The sequence below is a fragment of the Microbulbifer variabilis genome, assembly GCF_023716485.1.
Taxonomy (GTDB): Bacteria; Pseudomonadota; Gammaproteobacteria; order Pseudomonadales; family Cellvibrionaceae; genus Microbulbifer; species Microbulbifer variabilis_B.
Window position 1 is genome coordinate 2,903,535 of record NZ_CP092418.1, and the last position, 18,436, is coordinate 2,921,970.

The 18,436-nt window shown below is 53.8% G+C and carries 15 protein-coding genes; 5 read left to right on the top strand and 10 right to left on the bottom strand.

Going from position 1 to position 18,436, the window contains the following annotated elements; translation table 11 throughout:
• Nucleotides 1-89 precede the first annotated feature (89 nt).
• From MJO52_RS13065 to MJO52_RS13085, 5 genes are all read right to left on the bottom strand, one after another.
• Entirely contained in the window at nucleotides 90-854 is a 765-nt protein-coding gene (locus MJO52_RS13065) for a DUF4194 domain-containing protein (RefSeq protein ID WP_252082095.1), read from the bottom strand.
• Entirely contained in the window at nucleotides 847-2,274 is a 1,428-nt protein-coding gene (locus tag MJO52_RS13070) for a Wadjet anti-phage system protein JetA family protein (protein ID WP_252082096.1), read from the bottom strand. Before MJO52_RS13070 ends, MJO52_RS13065 begins: the two co-directional genes overlap by 8 nt.
• 15 nt (nucleotides 2,275-2,289) lie before the next feature.
• A complete protein-coding gene (locus MJO52_RS13075) occupies nucleotides 2,290-2,478 on the bottom strand; it encodes a DUF3012 domain-containing protein (RefSeq protein ID WP_252082097.1) in 189 nt (62 codons plus the stop codon).
• A 112-nt stretch (nucleotides 2,479-2,590) separates the two neighbouring features.
• On the bottom strand, nucleotides 2,591-3,967 hold the full coding sequence (gene cysS / locus MJO52_RS13080) for a cysteine--tRNA ligase (protein WP_252082098.1): 1,377 nt from the start codon (nucleotides 3,965-3,967) through the stop codon (nucleotides 2,591-2,593).
• 86 nt (nucleotides 3,968-4,053) lie between these two features.
• A complete protein-coding gene (locus tag MJO52_RS13085) occupies nucleotides 4,054-5,727 on the bottom strand; it encodes a glutamine--tRNA ligase/YqeY domain fusion protein (RefSeq protein WP_252082099.1) in 1,674 nt (557 codons plus the stop codon).
• Nucleotides 5,728-5,939: 212 nt separating this feature from the next.
• Here MJO52_RS13085 and MJO52_RS13090 point away from each other — a divergent pair, with 212 nt between their 5' ends.
• Nucleotides 5,940-6,449, top strand: a complete 510-nt coding sequence (locus tag MJO52_RS13090) for a peptidylprolyl isomerase (RefSeq protein ID WP_252082100.1) — start codon at nucleotides 5,940-5,942, stop codon at nucleotides 6,447-6,449.
• 35 nt (nucleotides 6,450-6,484) lie between these two features.
• Nucleotides 6,485-7,210 carry a UDP-2,3-diacylglucosamine diphosphatase gene (locus MJO52_RS13095; RefSeq protein ID WP_252082101.1) on the top strand — a complete coding sequence of 242 codons (726 nt, stop codon included), beginning with the start codon at nucleotides 6,485-6,487 and terminating at the stop codon, nucleotides 7,208-7,210.
• Between the two features lie 32 nt (nucleotides 7,211-7,242).
• Here MJO52_RS13095 and MJO52_RS13100 read toward each other — a convergent pair whose 3' ends face one another.
• The 4 genes from MJO52_RS13100 to MJO52_RS13115 form a co-directional block, all read right to left on the bottom strand.
• Nucleotides 7,243-8,172, bottom strand: coding sequence for an NAD-dependent epimerase/dehydratase family protein (locus tag MJO52_RS13100; RefSeq protein ID WP_252082102.1), 930 nt, complete (start codon nucleotides 8,170-8,172; stop codon nucleotides 7,243-7,245).
• On the bottom strand, nucleotides 8,169-8,996 hold the full coding sequence (locus MJO52_RS13105; RefSeq protein ID WP_252082103.1) for a glycosyltransferase: 828 nt from the start codon (nucleotides 8,994-8,996) through the stop codon (nucleotides 8,169-8,171). The genes MJO52_RS13100 and MJO52_RS13105 overlap by 4 nt, the downstream gene beginning before the upstream one ends.
• A gap of 74 nt (nucleotides 8,997-9,070) precedes the next feature.
• Complete coding sequence (locus MJO52_RS13110) at nucleotides 9,071-10,375, bottom strand: condensation domain-containing protein (protein ID WP_252082104.1); 1,305 nt, start codon at nucleotides 10,373-10,375, stop codon at nucleotides 9,071-9,073.
• 18 nt (nucleotides 10,376-10,393) lie between these two features.
• Nucleotides 10,394-11,668 (bottom strand): NAD-dependent epimerase/dehydratase family protein, encoded by a 1,275-nt coding sequence (locus MJO52_RS13115; RefSeq protein WP_252082105.1) that lies wholly within the window; start codon nucleotides 11,666-11,668, stop codon nucleotides 10,394-10,396.
• A gap of 393 nt (nucleotides 11,669-12,061) precedes the next feature.
• Here MJO52_RS13115 and MJO52_RS13120 point away from each other — a divergent pair, with 393 nt between their 5' ends.
• Nucleotides 12,062-13,213, top strand: coding sequence for a saccharopine dehydrogenase NADP-binding domain-containing protein (locus MJO52_RS13120; protein ID WP_252082106.1), 1,152 nt, complete (start codon nucleotides 12,062-12,064; stop codon nucleotides 13,211-13,213).
• 101 nt (nucleotides 13,214-13,314) lie between these two features.
• Here MJO52_RS13120 and MJO52_RS13125 read toward each other — a convergent pair whose 3' ends face one another.
• Nucleotides 13,315-14,598, bottom strand: a complete 1,284-nt coding sequence (locus tag MJO52_RS13125) for a condensation domain-containing protein (RefSeq protein ID WP_252082107.1) — start codon at nucleotides 14,596-14,598, stop codon at nucleotides 13,315-13,317.
• Nucleotides 14,599-14,961: 363 nt separating this feature from the next.
• Between MJO52_RS13125 and MJO52_RS13130 the strand changes: the two genes are divergently transcribed.
• Both MJO52_RS13130 and MJO52_RS13135 read left to right on the top strand, forming a co-directional pair.
• A complete protein-coding gene (locus MJO52_RS13130; RefSeq protein WP_252082108.1) occupies nucleotides 14,962-16,659 on the top strand; it encodes an FMN-binding glutamate synthase family protein in 1,698 nt (565 codons plus the stop codon).
• 27 nt (nucleotides 16,660-16,686) lie between these two features.
• Nucleotides 16,687-18,399 (top strand): thiamine pyrophosphate-dependent enzyme, encoded by a 1,713-nt coding sequence (locus MJO52_RS13135; protein WP_252082109.1) that lies wholly within the window; start codon nucleotides 16,687-16,689, stop codon nucleotides 18,397-18,399.
• Nucleotides 18,400-18,436: the final 37 nt, after the last annotated feature.

Here is an 18,436-nt window from a genome sequence, read left to right on the forward strand (position 1 = left end):
TCCGAGGCTCCCGAGCGCAATTTACGCAAACCCGGGCGGTCGAATGTTTCTCGATTTTTTATAGCCGCTACTGCGGCCTCTATTTTCAACTAGGAAGCGGCTTCACTCTCAAACAGGCTGTTATCTTCGACTTCTGGAGTGATGCGTTCGAGCGCTTGCTCTTGTTCCGCCTCTTCAGCCTTATCAATTTCATCAGCTTGAGTGACCCCGCTCTCTACTGCGGGCGGGACTTCGCTGTCGATCAGCTGGTGCAATACCGACTCGCTGACAAAGTGAGCGATGGTCGGGCGCACGCGCAACCAAACTTCCGCACTGGTCTCCACTTCTTCACTGCTGAACTGCACCAGACGCAGCTGGCGCAATTTCTTCAGCAGGTTTTTACGCTCGGCGTGCTTATCCGGCAGGGACATTTTCAGCAGGTTGCGCATGCCCAGTTCCAGGGCTTCCATCGATAGCGCGGCGTAACCACTCTCATCCACCTGCCCTTCCCGCAGCGCTTTATCGTATTCCACGCGCAGGGCGAGAATCGCGGCCACTTCCTGCTGACTGAGGCGGGCGCGGAAGCCGCCGTGGTGCGGCTCTTCCTGATCCGGCAAACCCGGCACTTCGGCGCCGGGCGGATACACGCGGATAAACTGGAAACGACTGTCGTGTTGCAAACGCAATCCCAATGGGGCCAACCACTCGCGCACCAGCTGCTCGCAGCGCTGGAAGCGATCGTAAAGGGTGGTTTCGATAACGCTTTCATCCCGGCAGATAACGCCGTAATCCAACAGGCGCACCAACAGCTCGGAAAATTCGCTGCGGTTCAGGCGACACTGCGCCAGGGCCTCTTCCAAAGCCTGTTCAATCACTGTTTTTCAGCTCCAGGATATATTCGTCAAATTCGGTGAAATAGTCATTGCTAACGATTTCACCGGTAAATTTCACCTGCAAGTCGGCGGCGTCGCTCTGGTTCACCGCCGCCGCTTCGATCACATGGCTCATAGCGAGCAGATCACGCGCATCGCGCAATGGCAGGTTGCGGCTGTTGATCTGGCGGCCGGTGCCGAGGGCATCGCTCAGATAATCCCGCAGGTTACTGTTGTTGAAATTAAACGCCTGGTCGAGCAATTGTTGCAGCTCGATCTCGCGGCGGTTCTCCTCACCGATGGGGGTTTCATCTTCAACCCGGGTATTCACCGGCTGGCGGCGGTTGCGCTGCCACAGCTGGGTTTGTTTGGGGTCAAACAGGCGCAGCTGGAAGCCACCTAACTGTTCACCCAGCTGCTCGAGAATTTGTGTTTTTTGCTGGCTCTCACCGAGACGCTGGCACAGGTCGGCAAATTCACCTTCAGCCTGGCTGTGCAGGTAGCTGAGCTGGCGGATAATAATATCCGCACGCTTGGTAAAGCCCTGTAGTGCGCGGCGCAAAGCGGGCAACTTCACCTCGCAGGCGCGGCGCATGCGGTCTTCGATGGTATCAAGCATCAGCCACAGCAGGGAGTGGCCCGGTTGCACCAACTCCGGCAGCAGTTGGCGCAGGCGCTTCTCCCACTCCGCTTTCTGCATATCCTCCTTGCGGCGAATGCAGTCAATCACCCGGTTGATGGAATCGCGGTGCTTCTCCACGCTGTCCGCAGACAGTCGGATAGCCAGGTCCGGTTGGAAGCGGCTCTCCATAAAGGAGAAAAACTCATCGGTGGCCTGCTGCACCAGCAATTGAGCCTCCACTTCCCTCACCATTTCCCGCTTGCGCTCTTCCAGCTCGGCGATCATATCGGTGAAATCCGCCACGATACGCTCGGAGTATTCCCAGGCATCGATCAAGTCGTGGATTTCACCTCGGCTGGCAAAGGCTTCCAGGGCATTTAAGGTGTTGCGGGTATTGCGGTGGCGAGTGCGCACGCGGGTGCCGTTCACTTCAACCAGCGGCTGAGTGAAAAGGCGGCCCCGGCGGCTAAACGGATAGGTAGCGGTGAGCGTGGCGCTGTCCACCTGCTTCTCCAGCCAACCGAACTCCACCAGGCTGTTCAGTACCCAGACGGCCTGATCGCGCAGGCTGCGGAAGCGGCCCTCGGGGTCCTGCACTCCATCTTCACTATCGAGTTGGGGCGCGCGGGTCAGGGCCTCGGCAAAAATTTCCAGGATCTGCTCGCGCAGCAGAGACTCGCCGTAGTCAGCCTTGGCGGTGTACAGACGCTCATACAAAAGACGCAAGCACTCAACCACCTGCTCGCGGTATTTACCGGTCAGCGGGCGGAAGAAGTGCTGGTAGGAATCGACGAAGAACAACGACTATAGGCCCGCTTATTCCTCTTCCGGCTTTTGGTTGAAGACGCAGTACTTGGTGTAGTCGCGTCCATCATCCAGGGTCCATTGGCCCTTGGGCACTTTATCCATTTTTTCACACCAGGCATCGGAGCCGCGCTTGGGCTCACAGGCGGTCAGTGCGACAAGGGCAACAGCGGAACAGATCAGAACAAGTACTTTTTTCATGGTTCGCTTCTACAAATGAAATTCGAGTGGCTTTTTCTCCCCAGCTGCGAGCAGCCAGGGAGAAATCCGTGAGCGTAGTTTTTAAGGATGTAGTTTAGGGGCTAGAGGCACCCTACTCGCGGCGCCACTTAGTGCCCTCGCGGCTATCCTCAAGCACCACACCCTTGGATTTTAACTCTTCGCGAATCTCATCGGCGCGGGCAAAGTCACGGTTTTTCTTGCTCTGCACGCGCTCTTCAATCAGCGTTTCAATTTCCTCTGCGGAAATAGTTTCTTCGCCACCGCGGGCCTGCTTGAACCAAGCTTCCGGGTCTTGCTGCAAAATACCAAGCATTTCACCGGCCGCCAGCAACAAACCTTTTAGGCGTGCTTTATCGGCGTCTTCGGCCTTGTTCAAATCGCGGGCAATCTGGTGCAGTTCGCTAATGGCGATCGGCGTATTCAGATCGTCTTCCAGCGCTTTAAGGAAGGCTGTGTCAGTCAAATCTGCCGCTTGCGCCTCAACCACTTCGGTTTCACGCAGTGCACCGTAGAGGGTATCCAGGGTGCGCCAAGCCTGGTCAAGCAGGTCAGCACTGAAATTCAGTTCTGAACGGTAGTGGGCAGATAGCAGTGCGAAGCGCAGTACTTCGCCAGGGTAAAGCGCCAACAGGTCTTTGACCATGCGGAAGTTGCCCAGGGACTTGGACATCTTCTCGCCGTCGATATTCACGTAGCCGTTGTGCATCCAGTAGCGCACAAAATCCACGCCATTGGCGCAGCAGCTTTGGGCCCGCTCGTTCTCGTGGTGCGGGAAGGTCAGGTCACGACCGCCGCCGTGAATATCAATGGTGTCACCCAGGTGCTTCTTGATCATGGCCGAGCACTCCAAGTGCCAGCCTGGGCGTCCACGGCCCCAGGGGCTGTCCCAGCCGGGCTCGTCATCGGCGGACGGCTTCCATAGTACGAAGTCGCCAGCGTACTTTTTGTAAGGCGCTACTTCCACCCGCGCACCGGCGAGCATATCGTCGAGGGAGCGCTTGGACAGCTGGCCGTATTCCTGCATGGACTCCACGGCGAACAGCACATGGCCCTCAGCGGCGTAGGCGTGACCTTTCTCCAGCAGGCTTTCGATCATCGCGATCATTTCCGGCAAGTGCTGGGTGGCATAGGGGACAATATCCGGCTCCAGGTTGTTGAGCGCTGCCATATCCTCGTAGTAAGCCTGGGCATAGCGGGCAGATAGCACGCCAATTTCCTCGCCGTTATCCCGCGCGGTCTTCATGATTTTGTCGTCAATATCGGTGATATTGCGCGCGTAAATCACATCGCTGAAATTTCTTTTCAGTACCCGGTAAAGGGTGTCAAACACCACCACAGGGCGGGCATTGCCAATATGCACGCGGTTGTACACGGTGGGGCCACACACATACATGCGCACCTGATCTTCCACCAATGGTACGAAGGGTTCTTTCTTCCCGGAAAACGTGTTGTAGACCTGTAGAGACATCTTTTCTCTCGAATTCTTTTGCTGTGTGGCTGGGCCAATCATTGACCCAGCCGCGAAAACTGCCGCTCGGGCAGCCCTCCGCTTTACTATTTGTTTTGCTCTTTGGCCCAGCTGTCGCGCAGACCAATGGTGCGGTTAAACACCGGCGCTTCTGCGCTGCCGTACTTGCTGTCGCGACAGAAGTAGCCGTTGCGCTCGAACTGGTAGCCCTGCTCCGGCTCCGCTTTGGCCAGGCCGATTTCCGCCTTACAGCCTTTTAGGATCTGCAGGTTGTCCGGGTTTACGCAGTCGAGGAAGTTCTTACCGCCGGCATCCGGCGCCGCATCATTGAACAGGCGATCGTATAGACGCACTTCGCAATCGACATTGTTGTCCGCAGATACCCAGTGAATAACGCCCTTTGGCTTAACGCCGTCGGCCGGGTCTTTGCCCAGGGTGTCCAGATCAACTGAACAGATCACCTCAACAATTTCACCGGCATCGTTCTTCACGACTTCTTCCGCAAAGATCACATAGGCGTTGCGCAGGCGAACTTTTTTGCCCAGCACCAGACGCTTGTACTTCTTGTTGGCCTCTTCGCGGAAATCCTCTTTCTCAATATAGAGAGTGCGGCCAAAAGGAAGTTCACGGGCCGGCAGATCATCGCGCACCGGGTGGCCGGGTGCTGACAGTATTTCTTCCTGGCCTTCCGGGTAATTTTTCAGGGTGATCTTCAAAGGCTCCATCACGCACATGGCGCGCGGTGCATTTTTATCCAGATCGTCGCGAATGCTGTATTCCAGCATGCCCACATCGACAACTGAGTCGGAGCGGGTTACACCGATCATCTCGCAGAAGTTGCGAATGGAAGCCGGGGTAAAGCCGCGACGGCGCATACCGGACAGGGTCGGCATGCGGGGGTCATCCCAGCCGTCCACATGGCCTTCATCTACCAACTGCTTGAGCTTGCGCTTGGACACCACGGTGTAGTTGAGGTGCAGGCGGGCAAATTCGTACTGACGCGGGCGCGAAGGCACCGGCAGGTTCTCGATCAACCAGTCGTACAGCGGCTTGTGATCTTCAAACTCCAGGGTGCAGATGGAGTGGCTGATACCCTCAATCGCATCACACTGGCCGTGAGCGAAATCGTAGCTGGGGTAAATACACCACTTATCACCAGTCTGGTGGTGAGCCATCTTTTTGATGCGGTAGATGATCGGGTCACGCAGGTTGATATTGGGCGCGGCCATATCGATCTTGGCGCGCAAGCTGCATTGGCCCTCTTCCATTTCACCGTTGCGCATCTTTTCAAACAGCGCCAGATTTTCCTCGACGGAGCGATCGCGGTAGGGGCTGTTCTTACCCGGCTCTTTCAGCGTGCCACGGTAGTGACGCGCTTCTTCTGCGGACAGGTCGCAGACGTAGGCCTTGCCATTTTTAATCAGGTGCAGTGCCCACTCGTACAATTGATCAAAATTATCCGAGGAATATTTGGCCTCGCCATTCCACTCAAAACCAAGCCAGGAGACATCGCGCTTAATCGCATCGACAAACTCTTCCTCTTCCTTGGCCGGGTTGGTGTCGTCAAAGCGTAAATTACAGGTGCCACCGAATTCCTGCGCCAGACCAAAATTCAGACAGATGGACTTGGCGTGGCCAATATGCAGGTAGCCGTTGGGCTCTGGCGGGAAGCGGGTCGCGATCTGCGTAACCCGGCCCTCAGCCAAATCTTCACGAATAAGGTTCTGTAAAAAGTGAGCGGGCTTGCTCTCGGATGTCATAGGATTCTCTTATTTACAGCTGTGCGAACATAAACGGCGAATTATACCCTAGTTGAGCCACAGAATATCCTATTTAGCTGAGCGCCAGACGATGATTTTTGCTGTTGGCGCACACTTTTTAGGCAATCCATTATGATATCGCGACTCGGCGTTTTACAGCTCCTGACTAAAAGGTATCATGCCGGCCGAAATCAACCCTCATAGGACATTTTATGATCACCTTGCACACTACCCACGGAGATATTGCTATCGAACTGGATTTCGACAAGGCCCCAAAGACCGCAGCCAACTTCCTGCAGTACTGCCGTGACGATTTTTACACTGGGACCATTTTCCACCGGGTGATCGACAACTTCATGATTCAGGGTGGCGGCATGACCCCCGACATGGAGCAGAAAGAAACCCGCGAGTCCATTGAAAACGAAGCTGACAACGGCCTGAAGAATGATACCGGCACCCTGGCCATGGCCCGCACCATGGACCCCCACTCCGCCAGCTCCCAGTTCTTTATCAATGTAAAGGACAACGACTTCCTGAACTTCCGCAGCAAAGACACCCAGGGCTGGGGTTACTGCGTATTCGGCAAAGTGGCCGACGGTATGGACGTGGTCAACAAGATCAAAAGCGTAAAAACCGGCAGCAAGGGCTTCCACCAGGACGTACCCATGGAAACCATCGAAATCACCGGTATCAGCATTTCTGACGACTACGCAGACAAGTAATTTTTCGAGCCCATTTAGGCTCTAAGGCGGGGACATTGTCTATTTATTTTATTTCCGATCTGCACCTCGATGAGAACCGACCGGAGATTACCCAGGCTTTTTTTGATTTTCTGCGCGGCCCCGCCGCCGGTGCCGAAGCACTGTATATTCTCGGCGACTTCTTCGAGGCCTGGATTGGCGATGACGACGATGCCCCCCTGATTGAAGAGGTGGTACGGGAGTTAAGCCACTACAGTGGCACCGGGGTGGAACTGTACCTAATGCATGGCAACCGCGATTTCCTGCTCGGTACCGATTTTGCCCAGCGCACAGGTGCGGTGCTACTGCAAGACCCAACTACCCTCACCCTGGCTGGCCGGCAGGTTCTCTTAATGCATGGCGACAGTCTCTGCACTCGCGACGAGGAATATATGACTTTTCGGCGCCAGGCGCGGGACCCCAATTGGCAACAGGGGTTGCTGGCCAAGCCTTTGGAAGAACGCCGCGCTATCGCCGCACAGATTCGCGCCGCCTCCAAAGCCATGAATAGTCGCAAAGCGGAAGACATCATGGATGTTACCCCTGAGGAAGTGGAAAGAGTGATGCGTGAATACAACGTAAATACCCTGATCCACGGCCACACCCACAGGCCCGGTCGCCACCCCTTCTCACTTGATGACGCTGCAGCAGAGCGCATTGTACTGGGAGACTGGGATCGCAATGCCTGGAGCCTAAAAGCGAGCGGGGAAACATTGGAACTGATGCACTGGCCAATCGGCTGAAGCAGGGCTACCCATATCCAGCCTCCCAATAGTTAGTGACAGAGCTTTTGTTCGAGCTTCACAGCCTCCGCCAAGAGGCGCAGGCTGTGGCGCAGACGCTTCGCCCCACCAAAGCGGAACCCTTTGGCCTGTAAATAGGCGCAATCCATTATTGCTGGCCGCTCTCCCTGAGCTTCTGGGGGCAGAGGGCTACGCTTACCCAACATGGACTGCAAAATCTCCGCCACCTCTCGGTAACTCACCAGGCGATCACTGCAATTCACCGCCCTCCCCTTAGCATCCGCCTCCGATAGGACCAACTCCACTGCCCTGGCGACATCTTCCCCATGTACTTCTGTGGCAACTCTGGTTTGAGTGAAGGGCTCACCGCTCACCACTGCGCGAGCAATGTCATACCACTTACTACGCTCGAGGGGATTCACCACACCATAGACTCCGGTGAGACGCAGGGAGACCGCGTGCCATTGACGCTGCTGGGCCCAAGCGGAAACCATCGCTTCCACCGCCGATTTGTAAGCCCCATAAAATGTATCGGGCAAGGCCGCCTGATGCTCGTACAAGTTGCCTCGCAAACACCCCGTCGCGTACACAGCCCTGCTGGAAATAAAAACAAATTTATCCACGGAGGCAGTATGAGCCACTTGCATCAGTAGCAGCGTACTGTTCAGGTTAGATTGGAGATAACCGGAAAGATTCTCCCCTTCCCCACCACGATAACGCCCAGGCAAGTGATCATAGGCACAGTGCACTATCGCATTCAAACCACTCACAAACCTAGTTAGAACTGCACGATCCGCCATATCGCCAGCAACCCACTCAAAGTTGCTACCTGTAGCAAAAGGAAATAACCCAGATTTATGACCTGTGCGGGATAGTGCTCGCACTTTATAACCATGATCGAGAAAGTAACGGGCAATAAACTGCCCCACATAGCCACTGGCGCCAGTGATGCCGATATTCACTGGGCACTACTCACTGATTGACTCTGCTCATGGGTCAACTGCTCGATTCTCGCACCGATATCACGACCCTGATTGACTGCCCACCACAATTCGATCAAGGGTCTGAGCTGCTCCATTTTCGTATGGTCCTTTTGCCAGGGTTTTTCGTATTGATAGTGAATCACATGGATGCTACTCCACAACCATAATTGCGGTAGATTCAGATACAGATATTGCAAGGCATTGTAGATATAAGGCATACCGTGCCAGCGAGGGAAAAATGCCTGCAGAAAAGTCTGGTCCGTGCGCCGCCAAAAAGCGCCCGGCTTGTCTAACAAGGTCATCATTGCTCGGTAGGTTTCTACACAAGGTATGGCAGTAAACAGGCCAGAATTCATTCGACCAAAGCCGTCCAAGTTTTCATAGAGATTGGGCGCGGCACAAAATTCAGGGTATCCCATCAGGTGGTCGATATTGCGCAGTACCAACATATCTGCATCGAGAAAAATTAGCTTGTCATATTCCTCCAGCTGCCAGAGGGACAGCTTGCAAAAATTATTCAGTGGAATATGGAACCGCGGTTTTTCCCCCTTATCAAAAGGCGCGCGCATGTGAAGTCCTGCGCGCTCGTGGCGCTGAATAAATGCCTCAGAAAAATCTGGTGGGCTGACCTCCCGCACCAGGCATCCAGATAATTCCAGCGGTTCCGTATCCACAGAATCGGCAACCACCATTGCTATCAAAGGGTATGCAGCCCTCACCCTTTCCAGCGAACGTTTTAGCGCAACCGCACCAATCACATAATCCTGGCTGTTTACGAGGGTAATAAAGGCACAACGAGACATGGTGGCTACTGCAATCTGTTTAACACTAGTTAGGTATACGCACTGCCTGACACTCAGAAATGCCCGTGGGAGACTCACAGGGGAGGCATTTTCTCATCCGCTCCATAAATTGAGCGAAGGCACCAGCGATCTGCAATGCTCTCCACCTGCTTAAAGCTGAAACAGTTCACATTATAGATAAAGCTCGCCCGTAACTGGCCGCCATAAACTGCCAGTGAGAGGTAAATTCCGTAAGGGGTGAGACGCGTTGGCAGCGGGGTCGTATGTATTTTCAAATTCTCACTAATTTCTACCCACTCTGAAGTTTCGCCGGTATACACAGCGGTAAACCCTTCATGATGCTCCTCCGCCTGAAGAAAAGTAATTAGAAAGCAGCTTGAGGCGTTAAGGTTGTGACCGATACTGCCGTGAGGGCCAATTGAATCAGCAGCGTAGGCCGTGCGCATCGCATGCCGGATCTCTCGTGACAGGCGCACGAGTTTTTCTGACCAGGATTCATTTCTGCAAACTGACAAATTGCCATAGCGAAACATGGGACCAAGAATATAGCGGTGCTCTCGCTTTAAGCGCAGAGACAAGCTGGTATTTAGCCAAAAATCATGATGAAGAAATTCACATAAAGTTTGCTCGTAGGCGGCGCATAAGAAGACAAACAAGCTGATTTCTGCATCACTGACATTGGCTTGAATCTGCGTAAAATCGGCTCCGTCAATATTGAGAATCACCTCATCACAATTAATTGAGACAATCTCTTGGTGCGAAGCCTGCCAAACGGCTTCTCTCTGCAGCTCTAGCTTATTGCGCCAATAGTAACTGGCTTTTTGCCCACGCTCCGTCCCAAGATATGTCTCTTCAAAATTGATATAGTCGGCAAAATCGGTAGACTCCCCGCGGGGTTTATAGGATTTCCCTGCTCCCATTGCCAGGTAGGCAGCTAGGGATTCGGCCCACAACAGAGACAGACTAATGCCATCGGTAATAATGTGGTGGCACTTGGTCAAGAAAATATATTCATCCTCACCGGTGCGAAAAAGGCTGAGGCCTAGCAGCTGGTCCGAATTTAAATCCATGGGGGAGCTACTGAACTGGCGCAGGAAGCTGGTGATATGCGCCTCACTCATATGGCGAATATCCATGTAGTCCAGTTCGATATCATCAAAACTTCGAATAGCCGGCTCATCCCGGTAGCGGCAGCGGAAAATAGGATAAGCGTTTACAACCGTGGGCACAGCCCGCTCAAACAGTTCGACATCTACGTCCCCCTTAATACGCATGGCGCGGGTAATCAGGTCCGCCAGTACCTTGCGGTGATTCAGGTTGTAAATACTCTGCTCCGTAATCGACAGAGGCACATTCGCAGAGCAATCCCAGCCTGGCATAGGAGTTCCAGTCGTCGGCTAAGAGTTAGTGGGCCGAATCAAATTCTGGGCCCCCTCAAGTACCTTGTGCAGGTGTGGTGTCTCAACATCTGGAGTACTTTCCTGGACTTTGTGGGTGCGCCAGTAAGAGCGACACGGGATCAGGTCTGCATTGCAGCGATAGGCATATTTACCTGCTACTTCAGAGATTTCCTCCAGTAATCCCTGGGCCAAAAATGTCGGTTTTAACCCCAGGTTACAGAGGCTGGCATTCTCCACAAATAAATCATTTTCCGCAGCCTCATTGCGCGGATTGTCGACAAATGCCACCTTGGCTCCGCTCACATCGGCAATCATTTTGGCGAGATCACGCACCCGATGGGTTTCGGTCATTTGGTTCATGATACGCACCCGCTCTCCTGCGACAGGAGGAGAGTTAATCGCCAGCTGGATACAGCGCACGGTATCGGAGATATGAATAAATGCACGGGTTTGCCCGCCGGTACCGTGTACAGTCAATTCATGGCCGGTAGCGGCTTGCATCAGAAAGCGGTTCAGTACAGTGCCATAATCACCGTCATAGTCGAAGCGGTTGATTAGGCGCTCATCCAGGGAGGTTTCCACTGTTTGTGTTCCCCACACTATCCCCTGGTGTAAATCTGTAATTCGCACACCATCATTTTTGTTGTAGTAGGCAAAGAGCAGCTGATCCTGGGATTTCGTCAGATGGTAAATACTGCCAGGGTTAGTGGGATAGAGTATCTGCTGGGACACCCTCTGGCCGTCAGCCATCGGTATTTCCACATCCAGATAACCTTCTGGAATCTTCATGCCCGCAGAGCCATAACCATAAACTCCCATAGTACCGAGATGAACGATATGGCAATCGACGCCGGCGTCCACCACTGCGGCGAGAAGATTATTAGTGGCATTGATATTGTTGGAAACGGTGTAGCGTTTATGACGCGAGGATTTCATGGAATATGGCGCTGCGCGTTGCTCAGCAAAGTGCACAATAGCAGCGGGCTGGGTCTCGGCAATCAACTCCATTAGCGGCTCGTAGTCACAAGCCAAATCCAGCCTGTGCAGCCGGATATTTAGCCCGGTCGTCTCCCACCAACACTGCAGGCGCTGCCCAATACTCTCAATCGGTGTCAGGGATTCCACCCCCAACTCCTCATCGATACGACGCCTTGAGAAGTTATCCACGATAGTGACAGTGTATCCCTCCCGCGATAAAAACAAGGCCGTAGGCCAACCGCAAAAGCCATCTCCCCCCAACACCAGAATATGGGCATTACCGTTTTGCCGCATATTAACCTCCCCAGAGAAAAGTCCGCGCCAAACACCAAAAGATATGAATAAATAATATACAAGACCGCCGATCAGGTTACCGTCAAGTAAGTGAATAGTGTCATCGATTAGCCCCTGTAAGACACAAACTAGATAAGGCTAAGGGATAGCGCCTGGTTTTCTTTAACAGTCGATAAGGCGTGAATAACGAACCCTGTCGGGGGTAATCCGTTGACCCTTTTTACGTCATAGTTGCCCCCCTAAGATTACTATTTATTCGTCGGTACTCACCAAGCAAAGGCAAACCGCCAGCCAGTCATTTAATCAATAGTCACTAAGATTCTCTTGATTTACGTCACTACCCCATTGCATGATCCACTCTAACTAACCTCAGGGGAGAGGAGTGCGATCCAGGTGATTAATAACCTGAACAAACGCGTATTAATACTCGGCGGCTACGGCAACTTTGGCGCGCGCATTGCGCAAATGCTGAACTCCGAGCCCAATATTCAGCTGATTATTACCGGCCGCAACAAGGCTCTGGCAGACCAGTGTGCCGAGGGACTCGGCGGGCTCGCCGAAGGTTTACGCCTGGAGAGAGATGCCGTCAACTTGGCTGCGCAACTCAAAGCCCTCCACCTAGATCTTTTGATTCACTGCGCAGGCCCCTTCCAAAAAGAGAGTGATTATCGGGTTGCAAAAGCCTGCATTGAGTCACGCACACCTTACATTGATATTTCCGATGGTCGTCGCTTCGTATGCGATTTTCACCGACTGTCCCCCGCCGCAGAGGCCGCAGGTATTAGTATGGTATCGGGCGCCAGTAGCCTACCCGGGCTGAGCTCCGCCGCAATCGCCGAGATCCAGCTTGAACTGCCAGTGATTCACTCCGTAGACATTGCCATAGCACCTGCACACCGAATAGATCGTGGCTTGGCGACGGTACGCGCTGGCTTTGAATCCCTTGGCCACAGCTTTCCACAGCTGCAGAGCGGCTACTGGCGCGAATCCCACGCAGGAAAAAATCTACGCCCCATCAACCTGGCCCACCCAGTGGGCAAACGCTGGCTGTGCGACTTTGATGTGCCCGACCTAGAGCTCTGCCCGAAGTATTTTCCCAAGATGCACAGTGCTCGCTTCGCCACTGGCCTTGAGCCTCTGACCCTGCAAATCGGCCTGTCCGCCTGCGCTCAATTGGCGCGCCTACAACTACCGGCAACCACAGCGCGCCTAGCCCAACTTGGCCATAAGATCAGTGACCGCTGGCCGGGAGGCACGCCACACGGCGGCATGATCGTGCGCGCTACAGGGGAAAATGCCCATGGAGAAAGCGCTTCGCGCAGCTGGCAGGTATTAGGCCTAAATGGCGATGGCCCCTGGATTCCTGCAGCCCCAGCGGCAGCACTAGCGCGTAAGTTTCTACGCGGAGAAATGGAAGAGGCAGGAGCAAGAGCCTGCTGGCAGTTACTGAGTCTGGATGAGATTCTGCTTGAACTGAATGATCACTCTATCGTTACAGCTATAGAAACCCACTCCCGCGAGCGAATGCCAGCACTTGCTGGCTAGGGCGGTAACCAGGCCAACGCTTGTGCAAAGTGAATGATTTACCCCCGTGCCCAATGAGAGTTTGCTGATATTTTTGGCGCAGTAATTCAAGCAAACTCGGCCTAACAGCCATTCTCCAAGATAAAACGCCACCGATCGCTGAGTTTTTGCACGGTGTCGCGGCTGAAACAGTTGGCGTTATAGACAAAGTTACTATGAAGGTGCCCACCGTAGGCCGCCAGAGAAAGATAGATTCCATAGGGTGTAATTCGGGTGGGCAAACTCATTGAGCGCATTTTTACTCTCTCATTTAAATTGACCCAGTTCGAGGAAGCATCGTTATAAATCGCTTGCAGTCCCTCCTGCTGTACCTCTGTTTGCAGAAAGTTTATCAAATAGGTACAGGGAGCAGGCAGGTTATTGCCAATAATGCCATGGGGACCAATCGAGTCAGCCACGTAAACTGTTCGCACGGCATAGTGTATTTCTTTGCACATCCTACGTAGTTTTTTCAACCAGGTTTCCTCAGCTACCACTGCCAGATTTACCTGGCGAAACATTGGCCCCAAAACCTTCCGATGTTCTCTTTTTATCCGCAGTGACAAGCTCGTATTCATCCAAAAATCTTTTTGTAGGAGTTCGAATAAAGCCTGCTGAAATCCTGCGCACAGATAGACAAAGTGACTGACCCCGGCAGCCCTTGCCCGCTCTTTAATATGGGAGAACTCTTTCTTATACAGGGTGCAAACCAAGTCTTCACAATACAGAGAGACTCCTTTCCCTGATGAGGCCACTTCAATCGCGCCTCTTTGTCGGGCCAGCTTATTTTGCCAATGTTGTAGAGCTTTTTGTCCCCGCTGGCTACGGATGTAGTTATTTTCAAAACCCACGTAATCGGCGTAATCAATGATTTCGGGCTGTGGACGGAAACCAGCCCCGCTCTCAAGGTCCAGATAAGTGCTCAGTATCAACCCCCAAAGCAGTGACAAACTAATCCCATCGGTAATAATGTGATGACACTTCGTTAAGAAGATGTATTCATCCTCTCCGGTACGGATAAGGCTTAAGCTCAACAGCTGATCAGTATCCAGTGCTATTGGCGCATTACTGTATTGGGTTAAGAAGCTCTTTACATGAGAGTCACTCATGCCCCGAACATCCAATATATCCAATTCGACATCTGCAAAAATCCGTCGAACAGGCTCGCGGGTATAGCGACAACGAACAATAGGGTAAGTATTGACAGTTCGTTGAACCGCCTCTCTGAACAGGTCGATCTGGAGCGCGCCCTTGATACTGATTGCACGGGCGATCATATCTGCCAAGGCTTTTCGGTAATGTAAGTTGTAGATACTCCTCTCGGTAATCGATAAGGGTACATCCGCAGCATGCTTCCATCCCGACATGCTTATCTCCCGTGAACGCTCAATCAATCTTATTTCTGCCAGAATCTTGTTAGGCGACTACTGGAATGCTCAGGCAAAGGACTCATCCATTCGCAAAGACCCACCCCCATACCACGCGACCTTCAAGCCTCAATTGAAATTACTGAACTATTCAGAGGCCCGTTCCCTTATTAAGTATTGCAGGCCTCCCCGCATGGAAATAAACAGCTGCATACACTCAATGCCTAAAGCCAGTATTTACGCGCCTACAAACAGTAGATTGGCAAGATTCATACTGGGGGTGGTCAGTTTTGCGGCAGATCGTGGACCGATAGCGGCAAAGCCCCCTGTGATGATCTAGGTTCATTATCGGAACTCCCAGTAATGAGATTGAACCCACACACTATGATCATCTCCACAGCCTGGCGCGCCTATGCCAGTCGGAATGGAATCAAGCGCGCCATCATTCCAGTGACCGCCCTGGTTCTGACACCGATATTTTTAATACTCACCATTGCTGTCGATGCCTGGTGGGTGATCGCATTGCTACTCAGCCTGTTCTTGGTGCTACTGGGCATTTATGACATGCTCCAGCCCAACTGGAGTTTGACACGTAACTTCCCCGTTGCCGGGCGCATACGCTGGTTATTTATGAATCTGCGCCCCTACTTCCGCGCTTACATAGTGGAGGGTGATGAGGAGGGCAGACCATTTAGCTATGAGGCGCGCCGACTGGTCTACGCCCGCGCCGACGGTTTCTCGGATATGCACCCCTTTGGTACGGAGCTGGATGTACGCAGTGATGAATACATGTGGCTCACGCACTCCATTAACCCGGCCAAAGAGGCTGATATAAAGTCCCGCATCGAAGTGGGTTCTGGCCGCTGTGCAAAACCCTATTCGGCAACGCTATTAAATATTTCCGCCATGAGCTTTGGCGCCTTATCCGCCGCTGCGATTGAGGCACTGAATCAGGGCGCAGCTATCGGTGGCTTCTACCACGACACCGGAGAAGGTGGCATCAGCCCCTATCACCGCAAACACGGTGGGGACCTTGTGTGGGAGCTGGGAAGCGGCTATTTCGGTGCCCGTAAGGATGACGGCAGCTTCGATCCCGACCTTTTTCGCGAAGCCTGCAATGATCAGGTAAAAATGACGGAAATTAAGCTGAGCCAGGGCGCTAAACCTGGCCATGGCGGTGTATTACCCGGAGCAAAAGTTACCCAGGAAATTGCCTCAACCCGCAAAGTCCAGCCGGGCGTCGACTGCGTATCTCCACGCGCCCACTCGATGTTTTCCACCCCTATTGAAATGCTCGAATTTGCCGATCAGATGCGCAACCTGTCCGGTGGCAAACCGGTGGGCGTCAAACTGTGCGTGGGGCAGGTCTTTGAAGTACTGGCCATTATGAAAGCCATGCTGGAAACAGAGAAATATCTCGACTTTATCGTGGTTGATGGCGCCGAAGGCGGGACGGGTGCCGCGCCATTGGAATTATCCAACCATGTGGGTATGCCACTGCTGTCGGGGCTGATCGTAGTCCGCAATGCCTTAGTCGCTACCGGCTTGCGCGATAAAGTGCGCCTGGCGGCGAGCGGTAAAATCTACTCTGCTTCTGAACTCGCAGCCTGTCTGGCAATAGGCGCCGATTGGTGCAATGCCGCGCGGCCTTTTATGTTTTCCATCGGCTGTATTCAGTCGCGACGCTGCCACACCGACACCTGTCCTACCGGTGTCACGACCCAGGACCCCAAGCGCCAGCGGGGCCTGGTGGTGGATGTGCAGAGCAAGCGCGCGGCGGCTTTCCAGGCCAAGACCCTGGAAGCCCTGGGGGAGATTGTCGCCGCCGCCGGTTTAACCGAACCGCGCGACCTACAACCCTACCATCTCTATCACCGCATCAATGGTACCGAGTCATATCCTATTGATCGCATCTGGCACTTTCTCAATGAGAAAGCCTTGATAGACGCCCCTGAGGAGACGCCTTACCGGCATTGGTGGCAGGCCGCCAGGGCTGATTCATTCCGGCCCGCAGTCAACCTGGCTCACCACGATGATCACTCCGCACTGCGGCGCTTGTAAGCCCTGCCCCTTACTCTGGAGATTTCCATGGAGACCGTTTCGGAAATTATTGTCGATGCCCTGGTAAAAGCCGGAGCAAAGCGCTGCTATGGCATCGTCGGCGATACCATCAATCATTTCACCTCCGCCGTGCGCCAGTCCAAGCTGGAGTGGGTCCACGTTCGTCACGAAGAGGTGGGTGCCCTGGCTGCGGGCGGTGAGTCTTACTTGAGCGGGGAGCTCAGTGTCTGTGCCGGTACCGCTGGCCCCGGCAGCCTGCATTTTCTCAACGGCATCTTTGAGAGCCACCGCAATGGCGCACCGGTATTGCTGATCGCCACCCGCATTGACCGAGCCGAGCAGGGATTGGGATTCCCGCAGGATGTCGATCAGATCAAACTCTACGAGCAGTGCGCAGTATTCTGTGAAACCCTTTCCGACCCTGAGCAGGCTCGCCGCATTGTGAGCCAAGCTGCTCAGGCAGCTCTCAACCACAGAGGCGTTGCGGTGGTTGAGGTCAGTGGCGATATCTTCAAGACCAAGATCAAAGACTCAATTCCCTGGGCTGTTCACCGCCCCCAGTGGTTAGCGCGCCCCACTGATGAGGAGCTGGATGCGCTGGCAGAAAAGCTCAACCAAGCAGGGAAAATTGTTATCTATGGCGGTATCGGCTGCCGCTTCGCGCACGATGCAGTAGTTAAGCTGGGACAGCAGCTGGCAGCACCCATAGTGCATACCACCCGCTCCAAGGAATATCTGGAATATGACAATCCTTGCAACGTGGGCATGAATGGTATCCTCGGCAACCCTGCCGGTTATCGCGCAGTTCAAACCTGTGACCTGCTGTTGTGCCTGGGTAACGATTTCGCCTACACCCAGTTTTACCCGGAAAAAGCCACCATTATTCAGGTGGATATAGCGGCTTCCCACCTCGGGCGACGCACGCCCATTCATATGGGCCTGGTCGGCGATGTCGGCGCGACCATTGAAGCCCTATTACCGAGATTAAAAGACCGCAGTGACAATGCATTTCTTCAGGACCTGCTCAGTCGCTATCAAAAAGACCTGGAGCAGTTGGAAGAGCGCGGCCACGAGCCAGACCCCAAACTGATTCACCCACAGTACGTTGCCCAAGCCCTGGACAAACTCGCCAGCGACGAAGCTGCATTTACCGCCGATGGCGGCTCTCCCATGGTTTGGCTGCTGCGCCACCTGCGCGCCAATGGCAAGCGCTCCTTCCTCACCAGCCTCTCCCACGGCACCATGGCCAATGCCTACCCCCAGGGTCTGGGTATGGCTAAGGCAGACCCCAACCGCCAGGTAATTGCGATGTGTGGCGATGGCGGAATGACCATGCTAATGGGCGATCTATTGACCCTGGTGCAGGAAAAAATCCCTCTCAAACTATTGGTCTTTAACAATCATTCCCTCGGCTTTGTGGAAATGGAACAGCGTATCGAAGGACTGCTGGATAGCTACACCGACCTGCAGAACCCCGACTTCAGCCGCATGGCGGAAGTGATTGGTATTCCTGGAGAAAAGGTCGAGAAAGCGGGTGATCTCGAGGACGCGATGAAACGCTGGCTGGCAGTCAAAGGACCTGCCTTACTGGACGTCACTGTAAACCGGCTGGAACTGGTGATGCCCCCAGAGGTGACAGCGCAGCAAGTGTCTTCCACCGCGCTATTTGGCCTCAAGGCCATACTCAACGGACGCGCAGATGAAGTGGTCGACCTGCTGAAAGACAACTTTCTGCGCTGACGAGGAGCCGGCCAACTCGACCCGAGACGCAACCCAG

Excerpts from the sequence above, each read along its gene's own strand:
- MJO52_RS13075 (WP_252082097.1), bottom strand. The coding sequence starts at position 2,478 with ATGAAAAAAGTACTTGTTCTGATCTGTTCCGCTGTTGCCCTTGTCGCA.
- cysS (WP_252082098.1), bottom strand. The coding sequence starts at position 3,967 with ATGTCTCTACAGGTCTACAACACGTTTTCCGGGAAGAAAGAACCCTTC.
- MJO52_RS13085 (WP_252082099.1), bottom strand. The coding sequence starts at position 5,727 with ATGACATCCGAGAGCAAGCCCGCTCACTTTTTACAGAACCTTATTCGT.
- MJO52_RS13090 (WP_252082100.1), top strand. The coding sequence starts at position 5,940 with ATGATCACCTTGCACACTACCCACGGAGATATTGCTATCGAACTGGAT.
- MJO52_RS13105 (WP_252082103.1), bottom strand. The coding sequence starts at position 8,996 with ATGTCTCGTTGTGCCTTTATTACCCTCGTAAACAGCCAGGATTATGTG.
- MJO52_RS13110 (WP_252082104.1), bottom strand. The coding sequence starts at position 10,375 with ATGCCAGGCTGGGATTGCTCTGCGAATGTGCCTCTGTCGATTACGGAG.
- MJO52_RS13115 (WP_252082105.1), bottom strand. The coding sequence starts at position 11,668 with ATGCGGCAAAACGGTAATGCCCATATTCTGGTGTTGGGGGGAGATGGC.
- MJO52_RS13125 (WP_252082107.1), bottom strand. The coding sequence starts at position 14,598 with ATGTCGGGATGGAAGCATGCTGCGGATGTACCCTTATCGATTACCGAG.
- MJO52_RS13130 (WP_252082108.1), top strand. The coding sequence starts at position 14,962 with ATGAGATTGAACCCACACACTATGATCATCTCCACAGCCTGGCGCGCC.
- MJO52_RS13135 (WP_252082109.1), top strand. The coding sequence starts at position 16,687 with ATGGAGACCGTTTCGGAAATTATTGTCGATGCCCTGGTAAAAGCCGGA.